This window comes from Micromonospora andamanensis, from assembly GCF_016863495.1.
GTDB classification, from domain to species: domain Bacteria; phylum Actinomycetota; class Actinomycetes; order Mycobacteriales; family Micromonosporaceae; genus Micromonospora; species Micromonospora andamanensis.
Map to the genome: position 1 here is coordinate 58,469 of NZ_BOOZ01000029.1, position 13,055 is coordinate 71,523.

At 71.6% G+C, this 13,055-nt stretch carries 7 protein-coding genes; 2 read left to right on the forward strand and 5 right to left on the reverse strand.

Features of this window, described 5'->3' with window-relative positions; all coding sequences use genetic code 11:
* The first annotated feature begins 1 nt into the window (after position 1).
* Positions 2-4,957: a zinc ribbon domain-containing protein gene (locus Van01_RS22925; protein ID WP_204011269.1), complete on the forward strand. Its 4,956-nt coding sequence runs from the start codon at positions 2-4 to the stop codon at positions 4,955-4,957.
* Positions 4,958-5,325: 368 nt separating this feature from the next.
* Here the strand turns inward: Van01_RS22925 and purE are convergent, their stop codons facing one another.
* The 5 genes from purE to Van01_RS22950 all read right to left on the reverse strand — a co-directional run bounded on the left by purE (position 5,326) and on the right by Van01_RS22950 (position 12,727).
* Positions 5,326-5,817, reverse strand: a complete 492-nt coding sequence (gene purE / locus Van01_RS22930) for a 5-(carboxyamino)imidazole ribonucleotide mutase (RefSeq protein ID WP_099852231.1) — start codon at positions 5,815-5,817, stop codon at positions 5,326-5,328.
* A gap of 5 nt (positions 5,818-5,822) precedes the next feature.
* Positions 5,823-7,010 carry a 5-(carboxyamino)imidazole ribonucleotide synthase gene (locus Van01_RS22935; protein WP_204011271.1) on the reverse strand — a complete coding sequence of 396 codons (1,188 nt, stop codon included), beginning with the start codon at positions 7,008-7,010 and terminating at the stop codon, positions 5,823-5,825.
* A 51-nt stretch (positions 7,011-7,061) separates the two neighbouring features.
* Positions 7,062-9,101, reverse strand: coding sequence for a thioredoxin domain-containing protein (locus Van01_RS22940; RefSeq protein WP_204011273.1), 2,040 nt, complete (start codon positions 9,099-9,101; stop codon positions 7,062-7,064).
* A 77-nt stretch (positions 9,102-9,178) separates the two neighbouring features.
* Positions 9,179-12,346 carry a type I restriction endonuclease subunit R gene (locus tag Van01_RS22945; protein ID WP_204011275.1) on the reverse strand — a complete coding sequence of 1,056 codons (3,168 nt, stop codon included), beginning with the start codon at positions 12,344-12,346 and terminating at the stop codon, positions 9,179-9,181.
* A 75-nt stretch (positions 12,347-12,421) separates the two neighbouring features.
* The gene (locus tag Van01_RS22950; protein WP_204011278.1) at positions 12,422-12,727 is read right to left on the reverse strand and encodes a hypothetical protein; all 306 of its coding nucleotides are present in this window, start codon (positions 12,725-12,727) and stop codon (positions 12,422-12,424) included.
* A 156-nt stretch (positions 12,728-12,883) separates the two neighbouring features.
* Between Van01_RS22950 and Van01_RS22955 the strand changes: the two genes are divergently transcribed.
* Positions 12,884-13,055 (forward strand): helix-turn-helix domain-containing protein (locus Van01_RS22955; protein WP_204011287.1); only part of this gene is annotated, 172 nt, incomplete at its 3' end.

A 13,055-nucleotide genomic window follows, 5' to 3' on the forward strand; every position in this document is an offset into this window, starting at 1 on the left:
CGTGGCGAACTTTCAGTGCCCTTCGTGCGGCCGGGAGATCAAGCCGGCGGTTCGCTGCCCGCACTGCGGAGCGCACCAGCCACAATGGGCCGAGCACCTGGCGGAGATCGAACGCTCGATCGCGGAGCTGAAGGCCCGCGAGGCCGCCATCGCCCGGGAACAACGACAGCTCGCCGCCAAGATGCAGGCGGCGCTCTTCCAGCGCGACATCCTCTCGCACGCCGGCAGTCAAGGAGACGAGCGGATCCGGCAGGCCAGCCGGCCGCGTCGCGTGTTACGCCGTCGGCCACCGCGCCGCCCCTCATCCGACGGTGCCTCGCCGCCTCGCGACGGTGCGGTCCCGCCACCGCGGGACGGCGCGTTTCCGCCACCTCGGGTACCCCGCCAGGGCACCACGGGTGTCCAGGAGCCACCGCCACCTACCGAACCTGTCTGGCTGGACGTCGACGACCCTGAGCACCCGCCGGAGGCGTCCTCGCGGGAGGTCCAGAACATCCCGCTCGGCCTCGGCGCGCTGCTGCTCGGCGTCGCCGCCGTGGTGTTCGCCGTGGTCGCCACCAGCTCGATGGACGCGCTGGCCCGCCTCGGCATCCTGCTGCTCGCGACAGTCCTCATGCTGCTCGCTCCGCCGGTGCTGGTCCGGCGTGGACTGACCTCCACGGCCGAGACCATCGCGGCCGTGGGCCTGCTCCTGGTTCCCCTGACCGGGTACGCCCTCTGGGCGGTGGACCGGATCGGCAACGGCGGTGCTTCCGGCACGGTCTTCGCCGGAGTGATCTTCGCGGTCACCGCCGCCGTCTCGGTCGGCTACGCCGGGTGGACCAGGCTGCGCGCGCCCCGGTTCGCCACCGTGCTGGCCGCCCAGCCGGTGGTGCCACTGCTGGCGTACGACCGGATCACCGGACCGGCGGGCTGGGCCCTGGTGCTGACAGTTGTCGCGTTGCTCGACCTGTGGCTGGCCCGCTCCCCGGTCACCGTGGAGCAGCCGCTCACCGACGCGGCGGCCGACTCCGGCCGGCCGAGCGCGCCCCGGCAGCGTTCGGCCGAGGAGAACCCGTCCGACGGCAGGCCGGAGGCGGCCCCGGAGGAGGGCGGTGAGCTGCTGGACCTCACCGTCGGCGGCGCCGCGACCGCACCAACCCGACCGGTGCCGGGGCTGCGGGAACTGACCTGGGCGCTGCACGGGGTGGCGGTCGCCGTCGCCCTGGCGTACGCGGTGACCGCCCTGCTGCGGACCACCACCGTGCCGGGCGCGGCCGGCACCGGACTGGTGCTGCTCCTCGCCGCCACCGTCTGCCTGGCCGGGACGCTTGTGCTCCGCCGTCCGCCCCTGCCCGACCTGGGCGCGGGCGTGTTCACCCTCGCCGTCATCGGTGCCCTGGGCCGGGTCGCCTCGGTGGCACTTCCGGGCCGCGCCCTGCTGCTGATCGCGCTGGTCATCACGGTCACCGGGCTCGCGGTCCGGGCGGTACCCGAATCCGTCCGCCGGGGCCCGCAGCTGGCCTCCGCGGTGGCGCTGACGGTCAGCGGGGTGGTGGTCGCCGGCAGCGCGTTGCGCGCCGGAATCGCCCCGGTCCAGGCCGCGCTGCCGGCCTGGGCGGCGGACCTCGACAGGTACCCGGCCGAGCTGGCCGCCGCCGTGGGACCGGCCGCCTGGCAGCTCGCCGCCAGCGCCTTTCTGCTGACCGTGGCCGCGGTGCTGGCCCTGCCGCCGGAGATCCGACGTGAGTTCGCGGTGACCGGCGCGGCGCTCACCGCGCTGGCCGTACCGGCCTCCTTCGGACTGGCCTGGGCGTGGGCGCCGTGGTCGATGGTGCTTACCGCTATCGGTATCGGGGCGGCCGGCCTCTCCGCCCGTACCCCCCGCGCCGCGCTGGCGCACGCGGTGGGCGCCGCCGTGGTCGGGCTCGCCGGTGCCGGCGCGGCCCTCGCCCGACCGGCGTTGACCGCCGCGGTGCTGCTCACCTTCGTCGTGGCCGGTGCGCTGATCGCCGCCGCCCCCCGGATCCGGCTCGCCCCGGCGGCTGCGGACACCGTCTCGGCCTGGGCTGCCGGGGGTGCCGCCTTCGCCCTGCCCGGAGCAGTGGCCGCCTTCGTCGCGGCCACCCTCCCGGTCGACGCCACGCCGACCCCGGCGAGCCTGCGCGAGGCGACCGTGCCGGTGCTCGCGGCCAGCTTCCTCGCCGTCTGCGTCACGCTCGGCTACGCCGCCATCGTGCAGGTGTCGCAACGCCAAATCCCCGTACCGCTGTCGGTCGGCACCGGCCTGGGTGCCTTGGTTGTCGCCGCGGCCGGATTCGGCTCACCGGGTGCCACCGTGGCGGACGCCTGGGTCGGCGCGCTGCTGCTGGTCTCCGCGGTGCTGCTGTTCCTGGCCCCCTCGATCGACACCGGTCGCCGCTCCGATCTCACATTGGACGGCTCCGACCTGGCAGCCGCCGCGGTGACCGCCGCGCTTGTCGCCACTCTGCTGCGGATCGGCACGGTGCTCGCACCGGCCGGGCAGCTCGCCGTCGCCGCCGCACTGGTCCTGGTGGTGGCCGTCGCGGCCCGGGCGATGCCCGAGGAGTGGCGCCGAGGGCCGGTGCTCGGCCTCACCATCGGTGGAGTGCTGATCGGGCTGCTCGCCGGCTGGATGGCGCTACGCGGCGGTGTCGGCGTGCTGGCCACACCCGGCCCGATCTGGAACGGCGACCTCAGCGGCTGGCCGGCCGCGCCGACCGGCGGTACGACCTGGCAGGGCCCGATCGCCCTGGTGCTGCTCGCGATCGCGGCGGGCATCCTGCTGCCGCCGCCCTGGCGTTACGACGTGGCCGGAGTGGCGGTCGTGCTCGCCACCATCGGCGCTCCCGCCGCGTTCGAGCTGTCCTGGTGGTCGCCGGTCCTGATCGGCGGCATGGTCGCCACCATCTTCGGGATGGCCGCGGTCGCCACGATCGAGCCCAGGGCGGCACTGTCCCGGATCACCGTGGCCGGGGTGGTCGCGCTGCACGCCGCCGGCGCCGGCCTGGTCCGACCGTGGACGACCGCGCTGGCCCTGGGCAGCATCGTGTTGATCGGCACGGTGGTGGCCGCGCTGGCCCGCAACATGGCCGAGCCGCTCGTCGAGGACATCGAGGCGGAGGGCATGCCGCCGCACCTGGCGCAGATAGGTGGTGCCGGCGTGGGCGCGGCACTGCTGGCGTTGCCGGGTGCCACCGCCGCCCTCGCCGTCGAGTTCGGCCACGCCCCCCAGGTGGTGCTCACCGCCGGCCTTGCCGCGTCCAGCCTCGGCCTGGCCGCGGTGGCCGCGGTCCGCCGGCAGGTTCCCCAGTACCTGCCCTGGGCCAGCGCCGGAGTGGTCGGCGGGGCGAGCGTGACAGCGCTCGCCGCCGTACCCATCGCGTTGCCCGTCGGGGTCTACGCGGCAGCGGCGGCCCTGCTCGGGGTGCTCGCGGAGCTGGTGCGGGGGGCGACCGAGCCGCCGACCGGCGCGGCCCAACCGGTGCGCCGATGGACCGTGCTGCTCGACGGGGCGCTACGTCGGCTGCCCGACGACAACCGGCGCCGGTGGCGGGTGAGCCCGGCCGCCGGTGCGCTGGCCGCCGCCGCCCTACCGACGGTCCTGGCCCTGGTCTCCATCGCCCCAGCGCTCATCGCCGCCCTCGTCGACCCGCATCGCACGGTCAACCGGATCTGGCAGGGACCACCTGCGATCCTGCTCGACCCGCCGCCGGCAGCGGTCAACCCGACCCATGTGCTCACCGCGCTGCTGCTCACCGTGACGGCGGCCCTGGCCGCCACCGGGTTCAGTGGCGGACGCCGGTCCCGGGCCGTGCCGGTGGTGCTGCCCGGCGCCGCCGTCACCCTGCTCATCGCCCCGATCGCGCTCGGCGGCGGCTGGCCGGCGAGCACGCTGTCGGCCCTGGCCGTGTTCACCATCTCGATGCTGGGGTTGGCGCTGACGCCGCCGCCGGCCCTGGTGGAGCGGGCCCGCTCGTTGCGCCTGGCCCGGGTCCTGGTCTTCGTGATCGGACTGGCAGCGGGTGGAGCCGGCCTCGCCGGCAGCCTCGCCACCCGGGAGCTGACCCTGTTCACTCTCGGTGGTGCGGTCGGGGTTGGGTTGGTGGCCGCCCTCTACGGTCTGACCTCCCGGGCCCGTCTGCTCGGTTGGCTGTTCGCCTCACTGATGGCGCAGCTGTTCGTGCTCACCGCCGGCCTGGTAGCCGGGCTCGCCGCGGTCTGGTCGGCGTTCGGGGTGCTGGCGGTCGGCGCGGCGTTGCAGGTCTTCTCCGCCACGCTGCCCCGGCTCCGCCGCCCCGAGGCACGTCGCGAGGCGGCGACAGTGGAGTGGAGCGGACACGCCGCAGCACTCATCGCGCTGGCGCTGGCCTTCGACTCGCCCCGGCACATCGCCGCACTGCTCGCCGCCTGGGGTGCGGTTCTCGGTCTCGCCGCGACCCGACCCGGACGCCGGCCGACGGAGCGACGGGTGTTGTTCTGGGCTGTGGTGCTCTGCGAGATCACCGCCTGGTGGATCCTGATGCGGGTTGCCGACGTGGCCCTGCCCGAGGCGTACACGTTGCCGTTCGCCGCGCTGGCCCTGCTGGTCGGGGTGCTGGAGCTGCGCCAGCGCACCGACATGAGCAGCTGGGTGGCGTACGGACCGGCGCTGCTCGCCGCCTTCGTGCCGACCCTGGCGATCGTGCTGGCCACCGATTCGAGCACGATCCGTCAGGTGCTGCTGTTGCTCGGCGCGGTCGCCGTGCTGGTCTTCGGCTCGATGACCCAGCAGCAGGCACCTGTCATCGTCGGAGCGGTGGTCACCGCGATCGCGGCCGTGCACGCGTTGTTCAGCCTCGGACCGTGGCTGGCGCTGATCCCGGTCGGCTTCCTGCTGCTGATTCTCGGCGCCAGCAACGAACGCCGTCGCCGCGCCCAGGAACGCCTGCAGACGGCGCTACGCGGCATGCGCTGAACCGGATCGGCGCGCAATGCCGCGATAGCGGGCAAAGGCCGTGCTGGCGGACGAGGCCGCGCCGGCAGCATATGGGGGTCGAGGCACTGTCGAGCTGAGAGCCTGGACGGATCAGCCACCAGCGGCCGTCGCAACGGGCGCGCCTGTGCCGCTGATAGCGCGGACGGCTCAGCTCGACAGCGTCCGGACCACACGTCGTGCGTCGGCCATGCCACGGCGAACAGCGGTCGCCAGCGGGGACGCAACGCGGCCGAACAGCAGGCGCGAGCAGGGCGGCAACGAGCCGAGCAGGGCGGCAGGCAAGCAGGCCGGCAGGCGATCGGGCCGGCGAGCGATCAGGCAGCCGTGGCTAGGCCAGGAAGGCGTTGCTAAGCCAGGGAGGCGCGGAGTGCGGCGTCCTTCTCGGCGACCAACTGTTCCAGGTCGGCCTGGTACGCCGACATCCGGTCGAGCAGGGCGCGGTCAGCGGTGGCGAGGATGCGGACGGCGAGCAGCCCGGCGTTGCGGGCGTTGCCGATCGACACGGTCGCCACCGGCACCCCGGCCGGCATCTGCACGATCGACAGCAGCGAGTCGATGCCGTCGAGGTGCTTCAGCGGCACCGGTACGCCGATCACCGGCAGTGGGGTCACCGAGGCGACCATGCCGGGCAGGGCCGCCGCGCCGCCGGCCCCGGCGATTATCACCTTGAGCCCACGGTCGGCAGCGGCCCTACCGTAGTCGATCATCTTGACCGGGGTGCGGTGCGCCGAAACGACCTCGACCTCGTACGGCACCTCGAACTCGGCGAGCACCTCGGCGGCGGCCTTCATCGTCGGCCAGTCCGAATCGCTCCCCATGATCACACCGACCGTGCTCACGTTGCTCATTCCTCCGCTGTTCCGTCCCGCAGCCAGCTGGCGGCCCGGGCAGCCCGGGCGCGCGCCTCGTCCAGATCGTCGCCGAGCACCGTGACGTGGCCGATCTTGCGGCCGGGGCGGACCTGTTTGCCGTACAGGTGGACCCGGGCGGTCGGCTCGGCCGCGAAGAGATGGTGCAGCCGCTCGTCGATCGACATGCCGCCGGGCTGCCCGCCGAGCACGTTCGCCATCACCACCACCGGGGCGGTCAACGAGGTGTCGCCCATCGGGTAGTCCAGCACCGCCCGCAGGTGCTGCTCGAACTGCGACGTCCGGGCCCCCTCGATGGTCCAGTGCCCCGAGTTGTGCGGACGCATCGCCAGCTCGTTGACCACCAGCCGGCTACCGCCCGGCCCCGCCGGATCGGCCACCTCGAACAGCTCAACCGCCAGCAGGCCCACCACGCCGAGTTCGGTGGCCAGATCGATGGCGAGCTGCTGCGCGGCGACCGCCAGTTCCTCGACCAGGCCGGGAGCCGGTGCCAGCACCTCGACGCAGATCCCGTCGCGCTGCACCGTCTCGACCACCGGGTAGACCGCGACCTGCCCGAACGGCGAACGCGCCACCTGTACGGCGAGTTCCCGGCGCAGCGCCACCCGTTCCTCGACGATCAGCTTCGTGCCACCGGCGAGCAGTGTCTCCGCCAGCTCGGTCGCGGCGGCCGGGTCGCTGGCCGGCCAGACCCCACGCCCGTCGTACCCACCACGGGCGGCCTTGACCACGACCGGCCAGCCGACCTCCGCGCCGAACTCGACCAGATCAGCGGGGGACGCGACAGGTCGCCAACGCGGGTTGGGCGCGCCCAGGGTGCCGAGCCGCTCCCGCATCACCTGCTTGTCCTGGGCGTGCACGAGCGCGTCGGCGGGCGGGAACAGCTTCACCCCCTCGCCGGTGAGGGCCCGGATGTGCTCGGTCGGGACGTGCTCGTGGTCGAAGGTGACCACGTCGCAGCCCTTGGCGAAGGTACGCAGCGCGGCGAGGTCGGCGTGGTCGCCGTACTGGACATCGGCGGCGACCAGGGCCGCGCCGTCGTCCGGGGTGAGCGCGAGCACACGCAGCGACTGGCCGAGGGAGATGGCGGCCTGGTGGGTCATCCGGGCCAGTTGGCCGCCGCCCACCATGCCGACAACGGGCAGACCGGTACGGGAATCCATAGCGGCGTCAGCCTATCCGGGCCGGTCGCGGCACCCTGCGGCGGATCCGGCTCAACGCAGCTGCTCCACCAACTCCTCGACACCCGTCACCGGGCGCTGGCAGACGAAACCCCGACAGACGTACGCGGCTGCCCGCCCGTCGACAAACGGACGGCCGGCGAGCAGCGGAATCCCCGGCTGGTCCGGAGCGCCCACGACGATCACCGCACCGGGCGGGGCGTGCCGGTACGCCGCCGCCACCAGCGGGTCACCCGCCGGGTCGTCGGTCGCCACCGCAATCTCGTACGGCCCGGAGAGCAGCGCCTCGCCAGCGGTGGCCGCGTACCCGGTGAAGCGGGCATGCCGCCCGACGATCGGCGCGACAGTGGCCAGGGCCGCCTCGGCCGCCTCGCGGTAGCGGTTGTCCCCGGTCAGCGCCGCGTACGCGACAAGCGCCGCGACGATCGCGGACCGGCCGGAAGGGGTGGCATTGTCGGTCGGGTCGGCGGGCCGGGCGACAAGCTGCTCCGCGTCGTCGGCGGTGTCGTGGAACGCCCCACCGGGCGCGGCGAAATGTGCCAGCGCGACGTCGAGCAGCTGACCTGCCAGTTCCAGCCAGCGACCTTCACCGGTGACCTGGTGCATGGCGCAGAACGCCTCGGCCACGCAGCCGTAGTCCTCAAGTACGCCGGCTGGATCGCCGACCCGGCCGTCCCGGGACGCGCGGCGCAGCCGTCCGTCGACCAGGTGCACCCGGGCGAGGTACTCGGCGGTGTGCCGCATCGCCCCGTCGGCGACGATGGTGACCCCCTCCAACAGGTTCGCCTCACCCTCGGTGCCGATCCGACCGCTGGCCTCGACAAGTCGGACGAACTCGGCGAGCGCGGTCACCGCCAGACCGTTCCAGGCAGCCACCACCTTGTCGTCGCGTGCCGGCTGGGGCCGGCTGTCCCGGACGGCCAGCAGCCGGCGGACCACTCCCTGCCAGCGCTCCCGTACCGCCGGATCGGCGTCGTCGACGTCGCGCGCCAGTCGCAGCACGCTCGTGCCGTGCTCGAAGCTGCCGGTGTCGGTCACCGCGAAGAGGTCGGCGGCCCACCGGCCGTCCTCCTCGCCCAGCACCTGGACCAGCTCGGCCGGCGTCCAGACGTAGGTGAGACCCTCGACGCCCTCGGTGTCCGCGTCCAGCGCCGAAGCGAAACCCTGCTCGGGCCGGTGCAGCTCGTCGGCGAGGAACCGGGCCGTGTCCCGGGCTACCCGCAGCGCCAACGCGTCGCCGGTGAGCCGCCACAGCTGGGTGTAGACCCGCAGCAGCAGCGCGTTGTCGTACAGCATCTTCTCGAAGTGCGGCACGGTCCAGTGCCCGTCCACCGCGTACCTGGCGAAGCCGCCGGCAAGCTGGTCGTGGATGCCACCTCGGGCCATCGCCTCGCAGGTATGCCTGACGATCTCCAGGCTCCGGGCCGAGCCGGTGCGCTGGTGGTGGCGCAGCAGGAAGAGCAGGTTCATGTGCGGCGGAAACTTCGGTGCCCCACCGAAACCGCCGTTGACCTCGTCGTACTCCTTGGCGAGCTGGTCCGCGGCGGCGTCGAGCAGCTCGGCGGTGAGCGGGGCGGTGGGACCGCCGACGGCCTGCGCACCGCCTATCGCCTCCACCACGGCGGCGCCCTGGCGCAGCACGGCGTCGCGCTGCTCCCGCCAGGCGGTCCCGACCGACTCCAGCAGTCGGACGAAGTTCGGCCGGGGGAAGTACGTGCCGCAGAAGAACGGGGTGCCGTCCGGGGTGGCGAAGACAGTCATCGGCCAGCCGCCCTGACCGGTCATCGCCTGGGTGGCGGTCATGTAGACCGCGTCCACGTCGGGCCGCTCCTCGCGGTCCACCTTGATCGACACGAAGCCCTCGTTGAGCAGCCTGCCGACCGCCTCGTCCTCGAACGACTCGTGCGCCATCACGTGGCACCAGTGGCAGGCCGAGTAGCCGACAGAGATCAGCACCGGCACGTCGCGCCGTTTCGCCTCGGCGAACGCCTCGTCACACCAGGGCCACCAGTCCACCGGATTGTCGGCGTGCTGGAGCAGGTACGGGCTGGTCGCCTCCGCAAGTCGATTCACCCGACGACCATATCCACCCCTACGCCTGCCCTGCCGGGGCTACCACCACGCGGGTCTCCGGACAGGCGCAGAAACGCTCAGCTCCACTCTTCGGCAAAGGTCTTCGCTTGCGCCAGCACGAGTTCGATCGCTCGTTGTTCCTCGTCGGGTGGGTAGCCGTAGCGGGCCAACAACCGCTTGACCTTGCTCCTGATCCGCGCCTGAACCTGTTCCCGGACCGACCAGTCCACGGTCACATCGGCCCTGATCCGCTCTACCAACTCACGGGCGATCTTCGCCAGGACGTCGCTACCCAACTCCCGCACTGCCGACTCGTTGGCGGCCACCGCGTCATAGAACGCCAACTCGTCATCGGTCAGCCCGAGCGTCGCCGCCCGGTCCCGGTCGGCGACGACCTCCTTGGCGAACCGGACCAGTTCCTCGACCACCTGGGCCGAGGTGAGCGCGCCGTTGGTGTAACGCCGCATGGTCTCCAGCAGCCGGTCCGTGAAGGCCCGTTGACGGACAAGGTTGTGCCGGTGGGTACGCCGGATCCCCTGCTCGATCGCGCGACGTAGCGCTTCGAGGGCAAGATTGGGCCGCGGATGGTTCTTGATCCGCTCGATGAATGCCTCATCGAGGTGTGACAGATCCGGCTTCTCGACCCCCGCCACCCCGTAGACATCGACGACGGCGTCCGCAGCGACCGCCGAGGCGGCAAGCTGCCGCAGCGCCAATTCGATGTCGGCGGTGCTGGGGAGCCCCTGGGCGGCCCTGGCCTCGGCATCGAGCCGGACCAGATACAGCCGTACGGATTCGAAGAAGGCGATGTCGCGATGCAGGTGGCGCAGCTCCGGAGCGGCGGGAGCGAGGGCGAACGCGCGGGCCAGCTCACGCGCGTGGGTGGTGAAGCGGCAAGACAGCTCCGGGGGGCCCGAGCCGTCGTCACCGGGTGCCGGGGTACGGAGGTGCTCGACCGCGCCAAGGATGGCATCCAGGTAACCGCGAGGGCCTCCGGCGTCGCGTACGGCTCGGAAGTCGTACCCCGCGAGCAACGCGGAGACGATGCCGTGCCGCTCGACGACCAGCGGGATGCCCTCTTCGGAGACATCGGCTCCGATCGGCCGTTCCTCCTGATCCTCGACGGTGTATTCGGCCAGCGCCTCGGTCAGCCGGTCGGCAATGCCGAGGTAATCGACGACCAGGCCGGCCGGCTTCTCGCCAAACCTGCGGTTGACCCGGGCGATCGCCTGCATCAGCGCCGCACCCCGCAAGAACTTGTCGATGTAGAGGGTGTGCAGCGGCGGCGAGTCGAAACCGGTCAGCCACATCGACTGCACGATCACCAACTCCAGCTCGTCGTCTGGGTCGGTGGCTCGGCGCTGGATCACCTTGTTCTGGAGCGCAGACCGGATGTGCGGGGTGAGATTGTCGCCGTCGGAGCGGCCGCCGCTGTAGACGACCTTCAGGCGGCCCTTGTCGTCCGCTGTGTGGCCCCATTCCGGTCGGAGGGCAATGATCTCATCGTAGAGCCGGGCGCAAATGTCCCGGCTCAGGCAGACAATCATGCCCTTGCCCGGCACCCCGGTGATCTTGCGCATTTCCGCGCTGCGCCGTTCCCAGTGCTCGACGATGTCCTCGGCCACCTGCCGTACCCGTTGCGGTGCACCGACCACCGCCGAGATCGCGGCGAAGGCGCGTTCGGCCCGGCGGCGTTCCTCGGGCGTGAGGTCGCCCACCGCGTCTTCAGCTCGGTCGTCCAGGTCGTCGGGGTTGACGTTGGCCGGCAGGTGCACCGGGATGTGCCGGTTCTCATAGAAGACCCGGACGGTCGCGCCGTCATCGACGGCCCGGGTGAGGTCGTAGGTGTCGATCTCGGTGCCGAACACCGCACCGGTGTTCTTGTGCATGTCTTTGATCGGCGTACCCGTGAAGGCGATGAAGGCGGCATGCGGCAGTGCGTCGCGCAGATGCCGGGCGTAGCCGTCGAGGAAGTCGTAGTGGCTGCGGTGCGCCTCGTCGACGATCACCACGATGTTGCGCCGGTCGGAGAGCTGCGGATGGTCCCGGCCAGCGGCCCGCTCGGAGTCGGTCAGGCCGAACTTCTGAAGGGTGGTGAACAGGATGCCGCCGGTGGGCCTGGCCCTGAGCTGGTCGCGCAACTCGTCCCGGCTGCCGACCCGCTTCGGTTGGGTCTCCGGCAGCAGCCGGCTGGCACTGAATGTCTCGAAGAGTTGACTGTCGAGGTCGGTTCGGTCGGTGACGACGACGACCGTCGGATTGTCGAGAGCGGGGTGACGCATCGCCTTCGCGGCGTAGAACACCATCTCCATGCTCTTGCCGGAGCCCTGCGTGTGCCAGACGTAGCCGGCCCTGCCGTCGGTCTGAACCGCCCGTAACGTGCGGTCGACGGCCTTGTTCACGGCGTGGAACTGGTGGGCCTTGGCAAGCTTCTTCGTGGACAGCGCACCGCGCTCGTCGGCGGAGAAGGAAACGAAGTTGGCGATGAGATCGAGGAACCGGGCTGGCTCGAAAACTCCGGAGATCATGACTTCCAACGCCGACCCGTCGCTGATGTCAACCCGCCGGCCGTGTTCATCGACGTTCCAGGGCGCCATGTGTTCCCAGGGCGTGAACGGCGTGCCGATCCGCGCGGTGGCGCCGTCGCTGGCCACCCACACCACCGGGGTTGCGAAGATGGCCGGGCCGAGATCCCGCAGATAGGAACGGAGCTGGGCGTACGCGGTCGCGCTGCTGGTCTCGCCCCGACTGGCCGACTTTAGCTCCACCACTGCGAGTGGCAACCCGTTGACGTACAAGACCAGGTCGAAACGTCGGGCGTGATCGCCGCTGACCACCTTGACTTGAGAGGCGACCACAAACTCATTGGCGTACGGGTCGTTGTAGTCGATTAGCCACACCGTCGGCTCACGACTGATGCCGACGGCATCGATGTAGCCGACGCCGGAGACGCCCCGGGTCACGAGCTGATGGACCCGGTAGTTCTCGGCGAGGGCATCCTGTGACTCGGGCCGGCGCACCGCGTCGACCGCATCCTCGACCGCCGTGGCCGGCAGATCTGGATTGATTCCGGCAACGGCTCGGTGGAGACGCCGGGTCAACAGTAGGTCGTCCCAGCCGAGGCGCTCACCGGTGCGAGGCGCGAGGTCGACGCCCTCGACGGGTTGCCAGCCCCACTCGGCGAACCACTCCCGCGCGAGCTGTTCCCACTCCGACTCGGTCAGACCGCCCGCTTGCTGCGCCATCGACCACTCTCCTCCGATGACAGAACGTACCCGGCCAGGCCAGAAGCCGTCGACATGATCGCCTGGACGTGTCGGCTACCCGCCCGCCCTCTGCACCAGCCGCCGAAGCGACCAGGCGAGGATACGGGCCTGATCGAGGTCCAGCGGATAGTCCTCGACCAGGTCGGCCGCGTAGAGCCGCAAGTTGACCCCGACCAGCGGCACCGTCAAGCAGTCCATCCGAAACAGACTGCTCGTCGCATAGACAACCCGGTCGTTGCCCCACGGCGGTAGCTCACCGGAGTAGTGGATCCCATCCCGGTCCGCCACACACCAGGTGGGATGCTCCGGCCCCAACGGCCGGACGCTCGCGCTGCTCAAAAACTCGTCGGGCTGGGCCATCGGGGTCTCCTCCACTCGATTGACCGGGAGCGAAATTCACTTTCAGTCGCTGACCGATGCCCATGGGTCATCAGCCCTGCACCTGAAGATGGCACAGGATAAGTGCATGTGCAATAGTCATCGACGGCGGCGAACTATCGACGAGGAGGATCAACCATGCCCGCGTCCAGCCCTACAGTCCGTCGGCGTCGACTCGGCCTCATCCTTCGCGACCTTCGCCTTGCCGCTCAGCTGACCGGCGAGGAAGTCGGCCGGCGGGTCGAGCGCTCCGCATCCTGGGTCAGCCGGGTGGAGCACGGCCGTGTTGGGCTACGCAGCCGAGACCTTA

What these genes read in the sequence shown, in the direction of transcription:
- Van01_RS22935 (WP_204011271.1), bottom strand. Translation starts at nt 7,010, where the DNA reads ATGGATTCCCGTACCGGTCTGCCCGTTGTCGGCATGGTGGGCGGCGGC.
- Van01_RS22945 (WP_204011275.1), bottom strand. Translation starts at nt 12,346, where the DNA reads ATGGCGCAGCAAGCGGGCGGTCTGACCGAGTCGGAGTGGGAACAGCTC.
- Van01_RS22950 (WP_204011278.1), bottom strand. Translation starts at nt 12,727, where the DNA reads ATGGCCCAGCCCGACGAGTTTTTGAGCAGCGCGAGCGTCCGGCCGTTG.